The sequence below is a fragment of the Altererythrobacter sp. H2 genome (assembly GCF_035319885.1).
In the GTDB taxonomy this organism is placed as follows: domain Bacteria; phylum Pseudomonadota; class Alphaproteobacteria; order Sphingomonadales; family Sphingomonadaceae; genus 34-65-8.
Window position 1 is genome coordinate 1645549 of sequence record NZ_CP141285.1, and the last position, 15085, is coordinate 1660633.

The following is a 15085-nucleotide window of genomic DNA, read 5'->3' on the forward strand; positions in this document are numbered from 1 at the left end:
CTTACTCATGGCGTGCCTGCCACCCGGAAACACTGCCCCGTTACCCACTCCGATGCCGGCGAACAGAAATAGAGTGCGGCAGCCCCGATGTCTTCTGGCGTACCGAGGCGCCCCGCTGGCAAATTGAGCTGTTGCTCCAGCGCCGGGAAATCCTCGTCTGCCATTTTGAGCGCGATCTTGACGGTCTCTGTCGGTACGAAGCCCGGCAGGATCGTGTTGATCCGGGTTTTCGGGCCGAGTTCGTGCGCCAGCGTTTTCGTCAGCATATTCACGCCGGCCTTTGCCGCGCTGTAATGGCCGCTGCCGGGAAACGGATCCTGCCCGGCAAGCGATGAGGTATTGAGGATCCGGCTCTTGTCACCCAGATGACGAACGGCAGCACGGACGCCGTAGAACACCGACGTAAGGTTCACTGCCATGGTCCGGTGCCATTCCTCTTCCGGCAGTTCAACCAAGGGCATCGACACGGGTGACCCACCAGCGTTGTTGACCCAGATGTCCAACCGTCCGAACTGCCGGACGGCGACATCTGCCAGAGCATCCATGTCCGCCGCGACTGTCACGTCCGTGCGCACGGCAATTGCGCGGTTGGAACCATGGGCCTGATTGATCAGCGCAGCAGTCTCCTCGATCTCGTTTTCGCGCCGCGCTGCGCAGATGACGTAGGCTCCGGCATCAGCGAGTGCCTGGGCGATCCCGCGGCCGATCCCGCGGCCAGCACCGGTAACCACCGCGACGTCACCGGTGATATCGAACAGATTGGGCATCGTTTCCCTTCCTGCGCCTTGACCCGGCGCCCTCGCTTTGCTCCCACAGGGTACCTGGATAGCTGAAAGTGCGCCCCGCGATGCCTGCCAATTTAGACCGCCTTCTGGCGATCATGCGCACCCTGCGCGACCCGGAGACCGGTTGCGAATGGGACCGTGCCCAGCGTTTCGAAACGATCGTGCCGCATACGATCGAGGAAGCCTACGAAGTTGCGGACGCGGTCGCTCGCGGCGACATCACCGATATTCGTGATGAACTGGGTGACTTGCTGTTCCAGGTCGTATTCCAGGCCCGCATCGCCGAGGAAGCCGGGCACTTCGATTTCGACGCCGTGGCGCAGGCTATCGCCGACAAGCTCGAGGCCCGTCATCCCCATATCTTCGGCGATGCGGCAATGCCCGGCGGAATGCGGGAAGAACGCTGGGAGGCAATCAAGGCTGCGGAACGCGAGGCAAAGGGGGCGGCCAGTGCCATGGATGGGGTCGCCCTTGCCCTGCCCGCGTTGATGAGAGCGGAAAAACTGCAGAAGCGTGCGGCCCGGACCGGGTTCGACTGGCCCGATCCCGATGGTCCGGCGCAGAAAGTGATCGAGGAAATGGCCGAGCTGGCCGAAGCGTCGCCGGAGGAGCAGGAGGCGGAGGCGGGCGATCTGCTGTTCGCCGCGGTCAATCTCGTTCGCGCCTATGGCATCGCGCCGGAAAGCGCCTTGCGGGCGGCCAATACGAAGTTCGAGCGCCGGTTCCGGGCGATGGAGAACATGGCGTCAGGTGCATTCGGGCAGCTGACCCTCGACCAACAGGAAATGCTCTGGCAGGCGGTGAAGGCAGAGGAGAAATCAGCCTAACCGAGGATGGCGTGGCCCTCGGCTTCGTCGATCACTTCGGCGTATTTCGCCTGCAAGTCGAACAGGTTCTGCTCATGTGGTCGCGCGTGCCGGTCGGCACAGGCCGCCCCTACTACAAACGGCGCGAAGCCGTTTTGCAGCGCATCGAGAGCCGATGCGCGCACGCAGCCCGACGTGCTGAAACCGCCGATAGTTAGGGTATCAATGCCAAGGGCTGAAAGCTCTGCGGCCAGGCCGGTCCTGAAAAAGGCAGATGCATATTGCTTGGTAATGACCCGCTCGCCCGGGGCAGGAACAAGCTCAGGCGGGAAAGCGCCCAGGGGCGAACCATGATCAAAGGCTTTGAGGGCCGGTATCTTGCGGTAAAACAGCCCGCCATCCGCTCCGCCGGGTTGATAGACGACGCTGGAATAGAACACCGGACGTCCAGCCTGCCGCGCCGTTTTGCGCAATCGCACTGCACAAGCCAGCGCCGCCGCTGCCGTTTCGCAGAAAAACGGTGACGCCGGATCCAGGTAGGCAGCAACCATATCAACCAGCAACAGCGCGGGCTTCCTGCCCGGCAGCAATCGGCCGTCAAACGCCCCTGCATAACTCTCAGCGAGGGCATCGCTGGCCATCAGATGACCCCCTGACCAGCCAGGTCGGCGAGCTTGTCGAAATCCCAACCGAACAATTCGCCATAGACTTCCGCGTTGTCCTGCCCCGGAGTTGCCGGTGCAGGACGGCGGATGGTTGACGGGGTGCGGGAGAATTTGGGGAAAGTCCCCTGCATCTTGAGCTTGCCGCGATGGCGGGTCTCAACCTCGACGATAGCCTCGCGCGCCTTGAAATGCGGGTCGTCCATCATGTCAGCGGCGGTGTAGACGCGGCCGGCAGGGATCGAATGTGCAATCATCATGGCGTCGACCTCGTCGATTGTCAGGTCTGCGGTCCAGCAATTGATCAGCTCGTCGAGCTCGGTCTGGTTCTGGCCGCGCGCCAGATGCGTGGCATAGCGCGGATCGTCAGCCAGCTCCGGCTGCCCCATCGCCTCGGCCAGCCGGCGGAAGATCGCATCGTTATTGGCCCCGATCATGAAGGGCCCGTCCTTGCACGAATAGACGTTGGACGGCGCGATGCCCGGCAAGATGGAACCGGACCGCTCGCGGATGAAGCCGTTCCGGTCATATTCGGGGACCAGCCCTTCCATGACCTGGAGTACCGCTTCATATAGCGCGGTGTCGATTACCTGCCCTTCGCCGGTCCTTTCCCGGTGCTGGAGCGCAGCGAGCACACCCATCGTGCCGTAGGTTGCGCACAGAGTGTCGCCGATCGAGATGCCCATCCGGGCCGGCGGCCTGTCGGGCTCACCGACAATATAGCGCCAGCCGCCCATCGCTTCGCCGATGCCGCCAAACCCTGCGCGGTCCGAATAGGGCCCGGACTGGCCATAGCCTGACATGCGGGCAATGATCAGGCGCGGATTGTCGCGGTGGAGCTCTTCGGGAGAGAGGCCCCATTTTTCCAGAGTGCCCGGCTTGAAGTTCTCGATCAGGACATCGGCATGGCGGGCAAGGTCACGCACGATTGCCTGGCCTTCGGGCACGCGCATATTCGCCGTAACCGAACGCTTGTTGCGGGCAATCACTTCCCACTGGACCTTTTCCGCTCCCTGCCCCCAGATCCGCATCGGATCGCCCTTGCCCGGCGGTTCGACCTTGATCACATCGGCGCCCATGTCGCCCAGGAGCTGTCCGCAAAACGGACCTGCAAGCAACTGGCCAAGCTCCACGACCTTCAGGCCGGCAAGAGCACTTGGATTGGCGATGCTCACTCGGCTGCCTCCGCCTGTGGCTGCCCGCGCCAGACCGGTTGTACTGGCGCCGGAAGGCCGGTTTCGACTTCGCAACTGGCGCGCAGCACCTCTATGCCTGGCCCGTAATCGAACAATTTGCCGCCACCCCTCGTCGCCGCCATTTCGGCGCGCAGGGCCGCCGTGGCGGATTCATCGACCACACCAAGTTCGTTGGCAACCACACCGTACTCGCGCGCGCCGCCGGGTGTCACAAGGCCCTGCCTGATTTCCAGGCCCACCAGGGCCGGGTTGCGGGCCAGTGGGTCACCCCAACCGCCCCCGCCCCAGGTGATGAAGTGGAGCTGGTCACCGGCCTTGACTGCGATATTGTCGATCTTGTTGCCGACGATTTGGGAAGTTCCGTCTGCGTGCTCGAGGATCTTGCGCGCGCGCTTGCCCGGCAGACCATCGTTGACGCCCCAGGGCGGCACAAACCAGCGGTCATCATGGATCGCGATCTCGCCGTCAGCAAGGAAGCGGTACGTCATGTGGATGCCGTTACCACCGCGATGGAGCCCTGCCCCGCCGCTGTCCGGTTCGGTTTCGTAGCGTTCGATCCGGAGCGGGAAATACCGTTCCAGGAACTCGTTGGGGACATTGGTAAAGCCGGGCCAGAGCGAATGGCCGTCCGGCCCGTCCCCCAGGGGCCTGCCCGGAATGCCACCGAAGCCGATCTGGAACAACTGGAACCATTCGCCTTCGCGGCCGGTCCGGTTGTCCCATCCGGAGTAGAACAGATGGGGGGAGGAGCTGAAACCCGCGGCATTGAGGAACTCCGGGGTCTTTTGCCCCAATAGTCCGCCGAGGATGTCAAAGATACGCCCGAGGGCGTGGGTGCGACCCGACAGGGCTGCCGGGAACTTGGGCTTGAGGAGCGATCCTTCGGGAATGCGGACTTCGATCAGGTCGTAGAACCCGTCATTGAACAGGATCTGAGGATCGAACACCATGATCATGTAGATGCCGAAGAACATCTTGAACATGTTCTCGTTGAGGTAGAAATTGATCGAGGCAGCGCTCTGCGGGTCGGTGCCTTCGAAATCGAGCACCACCTTGTCGCCCTCGCGCCACATGGTGCACTTGATGCGGTAGGGACCATAGCCGAGCCCGTCATCGCAGATATAGTCTTCGAAGCTGACCGGCTCTTCCGCCACGGCCATGCCAATCAGCGCCTTCATCGCCCGGTGGTTGCGGGCGAGCAGCTCCTGTGTGGCCGAAACATAGACATCATCGCCGAACCGGTCCGCCATCTCCACCACCCGGCGCGAAGCCACCCGGCATGAGGCGATCAGGGCGTTGAGGTCGGCCTGGCACCAGTCGGGCTTGCGCGTCTGGTGCATGACCAGCTTCATCAGGTCTTCGTTGTATTCGCCCTTCTTCCAGATCTTGACGGGCGGGATGCGGACGCCTTCCTCGAAGATCGATTTGGCGTCGATCGGCATCGAGCCGACAACCTTGCCGCCGATGTCGCTCTGGTGGCCGAACATTGCGGTCCAGGCGAGCAGGCGGCCCTGCTTGTAGACCGGCAGCAGCACCAGCCAGTCGTTCGAATGGCTGATAGCGCCTTCGCAGGAATAGGGATCGGACAGGAAGATCATGTCCCCCTCCTCGATCGTGCCATCGTATCCGCGCAGGAAGCCATCGATGAAACTGCCGAACTGGCCGACAATCATCTTGCCGGTCGGGTCAGCGATCAGGGGAAAGGCGTCCCCCTGCTCGCGGATGCCCGGCGACATGGCAGTGCGGACCAGTGTGGCGTCCATCTCGATGCGCGCATTGCGCAGGGCGTTCTCGATGATGTCGAGCGTGACCGGATCAATCGCGACTTTGCCGAAGGGCGTGGTGTTTTTCTGGATGATCTGCGCGGGCATCGCTTAGCCCTCCTTCGCGGGGTTGATCAGGATATTGCCGACTGCGTCAACGGTGGCGACGCAGCCGGATTCGATGAGCGTGGTTGAGTCCATTTCGGTAACGATTGCCGGACCGGGGATCACGTCCCCCTGCCGCAGCAGCCGCCGGTCGTAGATCACGGCGGCCTGTTCGCGCCCGTCCATCCACAGGGTGTGGTCGCGGATCTTTGCCCCCGTTGGATTGCCATCTCCCTTTGGCAGTTCTGCTGCTGGCAACTGCGGCGCCTCGCCCATGGCGACAGCGCGAAGGTTCACGATCTCGTGGGGCGTATCCATATTGAACGTGAACAGCCGCCGGTGCTCTTCGTCAAACCGCTCGAGGATTCCAGCGATGCCCTTCTCCCGCAGCGTCGCCTGATCGATTGTCAGTGGCACCTCGAACGCCTGCCCGGCATAACGGACATCGACCTCGAATTCGCTGGTCACCTCGTCTCCGGGGATGCCATCGTTGGTCAGTTCGGCCCGGGTCTGAGCCGCCATTTCGTCGAGGATGGCCACCAGTTCGTCAGCATTGGTATTGGTGGCCAGTCGGCTGAAGCTGCGCGCGGTTTCGGTGCGCATCCGGGTGGTCGCGTCGCCCAGAGCGCAGAGCACGCCCGGGGATACCGGTGATATGGCAGGCCAGCTTCCCATCAGCCTGGCGACCGCGTTGACGTGCAGCGGCCCTGCCCCGCCAAAGCCCATCAGTGCGAAGTGGCGCGGGTCATAGCCTTGCTGGACCGAGATCATCCGCAGCGCACCGAACATGTTCTCGTTGACGATGTCGATGATCCCGCGCGCTGCGTCCATCAGCGGAATGCCGAGCGCATCGGCAATGGTCTGGACCGCTTTCTTTGCCCCATCGCGGTCAAGTTTGAACGAGCCGCCCAAAAGGTCTTCCGGCAGATAGCCAAGCACCACGTTGGCATCGGTCACCGTCGGCAGTTCGCCGCCCTTGCCATAGGCGACCGGCCCCGGCACTGCCCCGGCCGATTGCGGGCCGACCCGCAGTGCCCTGGTCAGTTCGGGAACATAGGCGATAGAACCCCCGCCTGCCCCCACGGTCTTCACATCGAGCGACGAGGCTCGGACGGACAGGTGGCCCACCTCCGTCGTGCGGACCCGGCGCGGGTCAAGGTTCTCGATCAGTGCCACATCGGTCGAGGTGCCGCCAACGTCCAGTGTCAGGATATTCCGGAACCCGGCGTTTTTCGCCACCCACAGCGCGCCAGTCACGCCGCCTGCCGGGCCGGACATCAGGATGTTGACCGGGTGCTCCTCCGCCTTCTGGCTGCTCATCAGCCCGCCGTCGGAGCGCAGCAACGAAAGCTTGCCGGTTACGCCCGCTTCTTCGAGCCGTTTCCGCAGGTTGGATACGTATTTGCCAACGACTGGCCGCACCGAGGCGTTTGCCACAGTCGAAAGCGTGCGTTCGTATTCCTGCATTTCCGGCAAAACTTCATGGCTCAGCGAGACTGGCACGTCCGGCATGATTTCCCGCGCGATTGCGCCGACGCGTTGCTCGTGCACTCCGCTGACATAAGCGTTTATCAAGCTGACTGTGATGGCCTCTACGCCGGAATCACGCAGGGCGACCAGCTTGGCGCGAATCTCGGCTTCATCGAGCGGGCGCACTTCATTGCCATCCGCGTCCATCCGGCCCTTGATCGTGACAGTGTCCTCCAGCGCGGCGAGTGGCTGCGGTTTGGGCCAGACGATCCACGCTGCAAGGCCGCCGGGCACATAGCTGCGCGCGATCTGCATGATATCGCGGTAACCTTCGGTGGTGATCAGGCCGACGCGCGCGCCCTTCCCCTCCAGCACTGCGTTCGTGGCGACGGTGGTGCCATGGAGAAAAAACTCGATCTCGCCCGGATCCACCTCTGCGGTTGCCGTAATAGCCGTGACCCCGTTGAGGATGCCCTCGGAGCTGTCATGCGGGGTCGATGGCGTCTTGTGACGCCAGAAATTGCCTGTCTCGTTGTCGAACAACAACAGGTCGGTAAACGTACCGCCAACGTCGACACCCAGCCGATACCGCATCAGGGTAATTTCCTTTCGTTGTGTTGCGGCTGGGGGAAGCCGCCAGCCTTGCCCACCATTGCGGGCAGTTCCTTCTGCATGATGCCAGCGAGCCAGCGGTTGGTTTCGATCAGGCGGTCAAGGTCCAGGCCCGTCGAAATCTCCGCTCGCTCGAGCATGTAGACCACGTCTTCTGTCGCCACGTTCCCGGCCGCACCCGGCGCAAACGGGCAACCGCCCAGCCCGCCGATCGAGGCGTCGACGATCCGTGCGCCCGCACCGATCGCAGCCCAGACATTGGCAAGCCCGGTGCCGCGCGTGTTGTGGAAATGAACCCGGACCGGCAGCGGACTGATCGCCTTTGACACTCGCTCCACCAACCGAGCGACGTGCGCGGGATTGGCAACACCGATGGTGTCCGCAAGCCCGATCTCGACCGCACCTGCTCGTGCAAGCACCTCGGCCATGGCAAGGATGCGGTCCTCACTGACTTCCCCTTCGAACGGGCAGCCGAAGCTGGCGGCAATTGTTGCCTGGCCGGTCAGGCCGGCGTGCTTCGCCAGGGCAATAATCTGGCTTGCCGCATCGACCGAGCCCTCGCTTGTCTGCCCCTGATTGGCCATGGCGAACGTATCGGTGCTGACTGAAACCGCGCCCAGCTGCCCGATTTTGCCCGTGGCAATGGCCCGCTCGGCTCCGCGGCGGTTCATGACGAGGCCAATGTAAGTCACTCCCTCGACTGGCTCGATCCCCTCGCAGACCTGTTCGGCGTCGGCCATCTGGGGCACCGCACGCGGATTGACGAAGCTGGTAACCTCGATCCGGCGTGCACCACAGGCAATCGCCTGGCGGATCAGATCCAGCTTTGCTTCGGTCGGAATCAGCGCGGGCTCGTTCTGCAAGCCGTCGCGCGGGCTCACCTCGACCATTTCTACGGCATTTGTATACATCATGCCTTCCGCACACCTTTGGTACGCGTGACGGTGTCTATCGGGCTGAGCCCGCGATGGGCGTCAGCATAGGCATGGAATGCTCTGCGGATATGGCTCGCCATGACCGATTCGGCCCAGTCCCCGTCGCGCCGGGTGAACGCTGCCAGAAGCTCTTCATGCTCACCATGGGACCGGCGCAGTTCATCCTGCCCGTACTGGTGTGCGGTTCTCCACACCACCGGCTGCTCGATCAGCGAATTGAGCAGCGTTGCCAGACGCGGCGATGCAGCAACTGCCAGGATGGCAGCATGGAATTCGCGATTTCCCTCAAGAAAGGCGTCTATGTCAGGTGGGCTCTTCGCTATAGCCCTGGCAATTGCAGCGTTGCAGGCGCGCAGGCTTTGCAATGCCGGATCCGTCATCCGTACGGCCGCCCGACGTGCGGCGCGCGCCTCGAGAATCGCCCGCAAGTCAAACACATCCTCGATGTCATCAAGCGACCAGTCGGCGACAAAGCTCCGCTGTGTTTCTGTGCGGCGGACCAGCATCTCCGCTTCCAGACGTCGCAAGGCATCCCGAACCGGTGTTCGCGAAACGCCGCACCGCTCAGCCAGAGCTTCCTCGCCCAGCGCATCGCCCGATGCTAGCTCGCCGGAGATGATCATCTCCCGGATCTGCTCGTAGGCCCTGTCGGAAGCGCGTGACATTATTTCTCCGAGTCATCTTGACCAGCACGTTTTGTATACAATAAGTATGACGGGTCGCAAGATACAAGTGCCCGCATGCGGGCGGTTTGGGGAGTTACCGAGACATGCGCCCGATCAGGACCCTTCTGCTTGCCTCTACCGTTATCCTGCCGCTCTACGCCAGCCCGGCACTGGCCCAGGATGCCGGTGCCGAAACGCAGTCCGATGAAATCGTGGTGACCGCGCGCCGCCAGAGCGAGAGCCTGCAGGATGTTCCGGCATCCGTTTCGGTCCTCACTGCGAGCGCGATCGAGCGCACCGGCGCAACCAGTGCAGACGACTTTGCCCAACTGACGCCCGGTGTGACAATTGTCACCGGCACAGCCGAGGCAGGCGATACCCAGATCAACATCCGCGGGATCAACGGCGCGCGGGACGCGGAAAGTTCGGTCGCGCTGGTGGTCGACGGTATTCTCAAGACCAACACCGCCCTTCTCAACCAGCCGCAAGGCACCCTGCGCCAGGTCGAGGTGCTGAAGGGCCCGCAGGGCGCACTCTACGGGCGCAATGCCGCTGCGGGGGCAATCGTCCTGCAGACCTTGAAACCCGGCGATGTGCTCGAAGGGGCCGTGCGCGCATCCTATGCGGAACAGAACACCTGGCAGACGACCGCACATCTGGCAGGGCCGATCGGCGAGCGCCTCGGTTTCGTTCTTTCGGGTTACTACCGCACCACCGACGGCTTTTTCCGCAACGAATTTCTCGCTGATGCCAAGTCGGTCGACGACCAGGAAGTCTGGGCAATCGATGGCCGGATCGTGGCTGGCCTCGGCGATGCAACAGAACTCGATATCAAGGCGCGCTATTCGGAACTGCGCGGCGCCTCGATCAATTTCAACGCCTCGTTCCACCTGCCCAACTTTGCTGCGGCCAATCCGGCTTTCTACGAAGACGTGAACAAGCACCCGTTCCGTTACTACTCCAATATCCGTCCGACAAATGCGCAGGACAGCTTCGATATCTCGGCCAAGATCGATCATGAGTTCGGCAGCGGCATGACACTGACGGCCTGGGCCCTCTACTCGGATGTGCAGCAGTCGCTTGTCGCCGACGGCACGGCTGCGGACTTTGCCCGCTTCATCGGTGCAGCCGACCCGGCCGGGGCGGCGACGGTCAATGCCTGTTTTGCCAGCACCGCTGCGCTGACAGGATATCCGGTCAACCCGCCCGGCGGCATCGGGCAGATCCCGGTCCCGTTCATTTTCGCCCCGGCGAACGGATCGACCTTTGGCCCCTACAGCCCCACCACCTGTGACGGCACCCAGTTCCAGCTTCGCAACCAGACAGACTTCAGCGGGGAAATCCGTCTTGCCTCGTCCGGTGATGGTCCGCTGGACTGGCAGATTGGCGCCTATTATCTTCACATCGACCGTGAGGTCGGGGTGAGCATCGGGGGTGATACCGGAAACGGGGTTATTCCCAATCTGTATAACTCGCCCAACAGCAGCAACCCGACTTCGCTACTGCTGGCCGACCAGTTCGACACCGATGTCTATGCTGCGTTCGGATCCGTCGATTACGAAATCAACCCCGAGTTCAACGTCGGGGTCGCGCTTCGCTACGACGTGGAGGACCGCTCAACCAGTTCGCTGGTGCCTGACGCAACTGACCCGTTTACCGGCGGCCCCATCAATCCCGGCCAGGCCTTCGGCGCTTTCACACCCCAGCAGGCCAGGTTCAAGCAGCTCCAGCCGAAGGTCAGCCTGAGCTGGCAACCGACTGACGATCTCAACCTTTTCGCCAACTGGGGCATCGGTTTCAAGTCTGGCGGCTTCAACAACCAGGGCTCGCGCGCGATCATCGATTCCGTCTACAATGACGGTGTCACCCCGGGGACAATCGACGCCGACGTCAGCATCACCGACCGGTACCGCAAGGAAAAGAGCTCCGCCTTCGAGGTCGGGCTCAAGGGCAAGGCGCTCAATGGCGCGGTGACGTTCGATCTGGCCGGGTATTACACCGAGATCGACGACATGCAGTTCTTCGAATTCTTCGTAGGAAGTTTCGGCCTGCTCCGCGTGGTATCCAATATCGACAAGGTCGAGGTCAAGGGTGTCGAGGCCAACCTGAGCGCCGAGGTGGTCGATGGCTGGACCTTCTTTGGCTCGGCCAATGTTACCGATAGCGAAATCAAGGCCAACACCGCGCGGCCTTATACCGTCGGCAACAAGTCACCCTACACTGCCGACTGGACCCTGAACCTTGGCACCGAGATTGAGGCACCGCTGAACGACGGGCTCGATCTGGTGGTCCGCGCCGACTATCGCCTGACTGGCCCGACGTGGTTCCATTCCGTGCAGGATGAGGTGCGCCCGACCGTGTTTTCCGGGCTCCTGCCGATTTCCAACCTCGGCTTGCCCGCCTTCGTAGGCGACGCTGATCTTTCGGTGGCGCAGCGTGACACCTTCGGAGTGCTGAACGTTCGCGCCGGGATTGAGGCGGGCAACTTCAGTGCCTTCGTGTTCGCCGACAATGCCCTGAACGAGAACTATTTGTCAGAGGTGATCACGGCCGTCGAGTTCGGCGGATCGTTCATCTCGCCCGGCGCGCGCCGCCTCGTGGGCGTGGAGCTGGGCTACAAGTTCTGATGATCGGGGGTGGCCGACTGGAACGGCCCTAGCTGTCGAGCGAAAGGAACCGTCCGTATTCCTTCGGGGTCAGCCGGACCGTTGCTGTCGTTCCTGGTTGCCCATCCACCTCGCCCGGCGTCTCATCGGTGACCTGGCCGTGCTGGTGCAGCCAGGCCAGCTTCCGCCCATCGGATGCGGCAAGCGCGATCCGATAGGTGCGGGAGCCGCTCGTCAGCAAGGTATCGATGCGTTCGAGCAGCGCGTCAACGCCCTCGCCCGTCAACGCCGAAACCGGAACAACGTCGGGCTGGCTGGCAGCCTGATCCGCCAATTCGGCAGCGCGTTCGGGATCGAGCAGATCGGTCTTGTTCCACGCCTCGACCATGGGAATGGTTGCCTCGTCCTGATCGTCGGCCACAATCCCCAGATCCGCGAGGATTTCGAGTACCTGGGACTTCTGTGCCACTGCCGCCTCGCTTGCCATATCGCGGACATGAACGATAACGTCCGCGGCAGTCACTTCCTCCAGCGTCGCGCGGAATGCGGCGATCAATTGTGTCGGCAGATCGGAGATGAACCCGACCGTATCGGACAGGATGGCCTTCTCGACGCCGGGCAGGCGGATCGCGCGCATGGTCGGGTCAAGGGTCGCGAACAACAGATCCTCCGCCATCACCGTTGCGCCCGTCAAGCGGTTGAACAGGGTTGATTTGCCCGCGTTGGTGTAGCCTACCAGCGCGATCACGGGCCAGGGTGCCCTGCCCCGCCGGTTACGGTGGAGCGCTCGGGTCCGCCGCACCTGTTCCAGTTCCTTTCGCAGGCGGCCCATCCGCTGGCGGATCATGCGGCGGTCTGCCTCGATCTGGGTCTCGCCCGGACCTCCGAGGAAGCCGAAGCCACCGCGCTGCCGTTCGAGGTGAGTCCAACTGCGCACAAGGCGGCTCTGCTGGTAATCCAGGTGGGCCAGTTCGACCTGCAGTCGGCCCTCCGCCGTCGCCGCGCGTTCGCCGAAAATTTCCAGGATCAGGCCGGTCCGGTCTATGACCTTGCGCTTGAGCTTTTCTTCCAGATTGCGCTGCTGGATCGGAGACAAGGCCCCATCGACGATGATAAGTTCTGCTTCGTGCAGCTCGCATTGGACGGCAATGTTGTCGACCTGACCCGATCCGAACAGCGTGTTGGGTCGGCGCTCACGCACCGGCACGACGAAGGCGTGAGCAACGACAATGCCGATCGCAAGCGCCAGGCCGCAGGCTTCCTCAAGCCTGGCCTCGGCGTCGAGTTCGTGCTTTGTGCCCCGAATATCAGGGCAGATGACCAGAGCCCGCGCGCCGCGCGAGACTTCACCTAGGAGGTTGTCGTCGAAGCTCAGTCTTCCTCACCTTCCCAGTCATCGCTGAGGTCAACATGGGTTGCGGGCTGAATGGTCGAAACGGCGTGCTTGTATGCCAGCTGCACGAAACCATCGCGCTCAAGCAGGGTGCAGAACAGGTCGTACGCAGCAATCCGCCCTTGCAGCATCACGCCGTTCACCAGGAACATCGTCACCTGCGCCTGCGCCTCGCGCACGCGGGAAAGAAACACGTCCTGCAAAAGACGCTGCTTGCGGTTGCTGTCCTGGCTGGAGAATTGGCGCACATCGATCGGCTGTCCCGGCATGATTGTCGAAACGGCGTGCTTGTAGACCAGCTGCGACTGGCCATCGCGCCGCAGCAGGATCGAGAAATTGTCAAACCAGGTTACGATACCCTGCAACTTGACGCCTTTGACCAGAAACATGGTCACCGGAATCTTGTTCCTGCGAAGCAGGTTGAGAAACGCATCTTGCAGGTTCTGGGGCTTGCCTTCAGGCGCTGGCGGCTCCGAGGAAGGCGGGGGAGTTCTGGCCGTGAGTGTACGTCCGTTTGACATGCGTCCGGTGTCCTTCTTGCTTTTTGGCCCCTTCCATGATGGGGCATTCTGGCTGTTGGCAGAGCCCACAACCGATATTCTGCGTTATATATATATGGTCCTCTCGCCCCAACGCAAACGTAAGTCTTCGCCGTAATGGCTATTTATCGTGCTCTTCACCGTCATTTTCTGTTCGCTCGTTCATGCCGAGCAGCTTGAGCTTGCGGTGAAGCGCAGACCGCTCCATTCCGATGAAACTCGCGGTCTTCGAGATGTTTCCGGAAAAGCGGCGGATCTGGACTGAAAGATACTCGCGCTCGAAACTTTCACGCGCCTCGCGCAAGGGCGCTCCCATCAGCGCCGCAATGCCGCTGCCCCCGCCCAGTTTGCCGCCGGTGACCTCCGCCGGGAGCATGTCGGCTTCGATGATTGTCAGCCGATCCCGCGGGGTGAGGATTACCGTCCTCTCCACCACGTTCCGGAGCTGGCGGACATTGCCGGGCCAGTCGTATGCCTGCAGCGCTGCCATTGCTTCATCTGAAACCGTGGGCGGGGAAATGCCTTGTTCCGCGGCGTATCGGGTGAAGAAATGCTCGGCCAGTGCGGCAATGTCATCCCGCCTTTCCGACAGCGACGGGACTGAGACGGGCACCACATTGAGGCGATAGAACAGGTCCTCGCGGAACCGCTTCTCCTCCATTTCCTTGTGGAGATCGCGAGAAGATGAGGAAACGACGCGCACGTCGACCCCGATCTGGCGGTTTCCGCCGACGCGGACGAAGCTCTGCTCCGTCAGCACCCGCAGGATGCGCGCTTGAGTAGACAGCGGCATGTCGGCGATCTCATCAAGGTAGAGTGTGCCCCCGTCTGCCATCTCCAGCAGTCCCGGGCGCACAAGCTTGCCATCGGCCTCCTCTCCGAACAGTTCCTGTTCGAACCGTTCTGGAGTGATACGGGCAGAATTGACGATCACGAACGCATAGTCGGATCGCTGGCTCCATGAATGCAGCAGGCGCGCAGCCACTTCCTTGCCTGCCCCTGCCGGGCCGCTGATCAGCACTCGGCTGCCGGTATTCGCCACCCGCTTCAGCGTCGCGCGCACCTGATTGATGGTGGAGGAACTGCCGGTAAATTCCTCGCCGCGAGGAAAGCCCTGGCGCAACTGGATGTTCTCGCGCCGCAGACGTTCGGTCTCGGTCGCGCGTTCCACCAGATGAAGCAGTTTGCTCGCCTCGAACGGCTTCTCGATGAAGTCCATGGCCCCGCGGCTGACGGCCGACACAGCCGTGTCGATATTGCCGTGACCGGAGAAGATGATCACCGGCAGTTCCGGCTCCCGCTTCTTGATCTGGTCGAGCACGTCGAGCCCGTCCATCGGGCTGCCATGCAACCAGACATCGAGCAGGACCAGGCTCGGACGCCGCTCGTCAATTGCTGCGAGCGCGGCTGAACTGTCGCCAGCTGTGCGGCAGATGTACCCCTCGTCGCTGAGGACACCGGCTACCAGTTCGCGAATGTCGCGCTCGTCATCGACGACCAGGATTTCTAGCGCCATGTCGCATGCTCCTCGGGATAAGCCTTTGGGCG

At 62.5% G+C, this 15085-nt stretch carries 13 protein-coding genes; 3 read left to right on the forward strand and 10 right to left on the reverse strand.

What is annotated here, in order from left to right; genetic code table 11:
- Positions 1-5: 5 nt before the first annotated feature.
- Complete coding sequence (locus U4960_RS08335) at positions 6-767, reverse strand: SDR family NAD(P)-dependent oxidoreductase (protein WP_324260193.1); 762 nt, start codon at positions 765-767, stop codon at positions 6-8.
- 80 nt (positions 768-847) lie between these two features.
- On the opposite strand from U4960_RS08335, the gene mazG reads away from it, so the two are divergent.
- Entirely contained in the window at positions 848-1612 is a 765-nt protein-coding gene (mazG, locus tag U4960_RS08340) for a nucleoside triphosphate pyrophosphohydrolase (protein WP_324260194.1), read from the forward strand.
- Here mazG and U4960_RS08345 read toward each other — a convergent pair.
- From U4960_RS08345 to U4960_RS08370, 6 genes are read right to left on the reverse strand one after another with little or no spacing between them, the layout of a single operon-like run.
- A complete protein-coding gene (locus U4960_RS08345; protein ID WP_324260195.1) occupies positions 1609-2232 on the reverse strand; it encodes an isochorismatase family protein in 624 nt (207 codons plus the stop codon). The two genes, mazG and U4960_RS08345, sit on opposite strands and share 4 nt — an antisense overlap.
- Positions 2232-3428: a CaiB/BaiF CoA transferase family protein gene (locus U4960_RS08350; protein WP_416379059.1), complete on the reverse strand. Its 1197-nt coding sequence runs from the start codon at positions 3426-3428 to the stop codon at positions 2232-2234. The genes U4960_RS08345 and U4960_RS08350 overlap by 1 nt, the downstream gene beginning before the upstream one ends.
- Positions 3425-5320 (reverse strand): hydantoinase B/oxoprolinase family protein, encoded by a 1896-nt coding sequence (locus tag U4960_RS08355; RefSeq protein WP_324260196.1) that lies wholly within the window; start codon positions 5318-5320, stop codon positions 3425-3427. Before U4960_RS08355 ends, U4960_RS08350 begins: the two co-directional genes overlap by 4 nt.
- A gap of 3 nt (positions 5321-5323) precedes the next feature.
- Positions 5324-7381, reverse strand: a complete 2058-nt coding sequence (locus U4960_RS08360) for a hydantoinase/oxoprolinase family protein (protein WP_324260197.1) — start codon at positions 7379-7381, stop codon at positions 5324-5326.
- Positions 7381-8310 (reverse strand): hydroxymethylglutaryl-CoA lyase, encoded by a 930-nt coding sequence (locus U4960_RS08365; protein WP_324263085.1) that lies wholly within the window; start codon positions 8308-8310, stop codon positions 7381-7383. The genes U4960_RS08360 and U4960_RS08365 overlap by 1 nt, the downstream gene beginning before the upstream one ends.
- Positions 8310-8999, reverse strand: coding sequence for a GntR family transcriptional regulator (locus tag U4960_RS08370; RefSeq protein WP_324260198.1), 690 nt, complete (start codon positions 8997-8999; stop codon positions 8310-8312). The genes U4960_RS08365 and U4960_RS08370 overlap by 1 nt, the downstream gene beginning before the upstream one ends.
- A gap of 104 nt (positions 9000-9103) precedes the next feature.
- Here U4960_RS08370 and U4960_RS08375 point away from each other — a divergent pair, with 104 nt between their 5' ends.
- Positions 9104-11626, forward strand: a complete 2523-nt coding sequence (locus U4960_RS08375; protein ID WP_324260199.1) for a TonB-dependent receptor — start codon at positions 9104-9106, stop codon at positions 11624-11626.
- A gap of 28 nt (positions 11627-11654) precedes the next feature.
- On the opposite strand, the gene hflX is transcribed toward U4960_RS08375, so the two are convergent.
- Complete coding sequence (hflX, locus tag U4960_RS08380) at positions 11655-12854, reverse strand: GTPase HflX (RefSeq protein WP_324263086.1); 1200 nt, start codon at positions 12852-12854, stop codon at positions 11655-11657.
- On the opposite strand from hflX, the gene U4960_RS08385 reads away from it, so the two are divergent.
- Positions 12822-12959 (forward strand): hypothetical protein, encoded by a 138-nt coding sequence (locus tag U4960_RS08385; RefSeq protein ID WP_324260200.1) that lies wholly within the window; start codon positions 12822-12824, stop codon positions 12957-12959. The genes hflX and U4960_RS08385 overlap by 33 nt on opposite strands.
- A 17-nt stretch (positions 12960-12976) precedes the next feature.
- Here the strand turns inward: U4960_RS08385 and hfq are convergent, their stop codons facing one another.
- Complete coding sequence (hfq, locus tag U4960_RS08390) at positions 12977-13519, reverse strand: RNA chaperone Hfq (protein WP_324260201.1); 543 nt, start codon at positions 13517-13519, stop codon at positions 12977-12979.
- Positions 13520-13658: 139 nt separating this feature from the next.
- Positions 13659-15053, reverse strand: coding sequence for a sigma-54-dependent transcriptional regulator (locus U4960_RS08395; RefSeq protein WP_324260202.1), 1395 nt, complete (start codon positions 15051-15053; stop codon positions 13659-13661).
- Between the last annotated feature and the right edge of the window lie 32 nt (positions 15054-15085).

Excerpts from the sequence above, each read along its gene's own strand:
- U4960_RS08355 (WP_324260196.1), bottom strand. The coding sequence starts at position 5,320 with ATGCCCGCGCAGATCATCCAGAAAAACACCACGCCCTTCGGCAAAGTC.
- U4960_RS08370 (WP_324260198.1), bottom strand. The coding sequence starts at position 8,999 with ATGTCACGCGCTTCCGACAGGGCCTACGAGCAGATCCGGGAGATGATC.
- U4960_RS08375 (WP_324260199.1), top strand. The coding sequence starts at position 9,104 with ATGCGCCCGATCAGGACCCTTCTGCTTGCCTCTACCGTTATCCTGCCG.
- U4960_RS08345 (WP_324260195.1), bottom strand. The coding sequence starts at position 2,232 with ATGGCCAGCGATGCCCTCGCTGAGAGTTATGCAGGGGCGTTTGACGGC.
- U4960_RS08365 (WP_324263085.1), bottom strand. The coding sequence starts at position 8,310 with ATGTATACAAATGCCGTAGAAATGGTCGAGGTGAGCCCGCGCGACGGC.
- hfq (WP_324260201.1), bottom strand. The coding sequence starts at position 13,519 with ATGTCAAACGGACGTACACTCACGGCCAGAACTCCCCCGCCTTCCTCG.
- mazG (WP_324260194.1), top strand. The coding sequence starts at position 848 with ATGCCTGCCAATTTAGACCGCCTTCTGGCGATCATGCGCACCCTGCGC.
- U4960_RS08335 (WP_324260193.1), bottom strand. The coding sequence starts at position 767 with ATGCCCAATCTGTTCGATATCACCGGTGACGTCGCGGTGGTTACCGGT.
- U4960_RS08395 (WP_324260202.1), bottom strand. The coding sequence starts at position 15,053 with ATGGCGCTAGAAATCCTGGTCGTCGATGACGAGCGCGACATTCGCGAA.
- U4960_RS08360 (WP_324260197.1), bottom strand. The coding sequence starts at position 7,381 with ATGCGGTATCGGCTGGGTGTCGACGTTGGCGGTACGTTTACCGACCTG.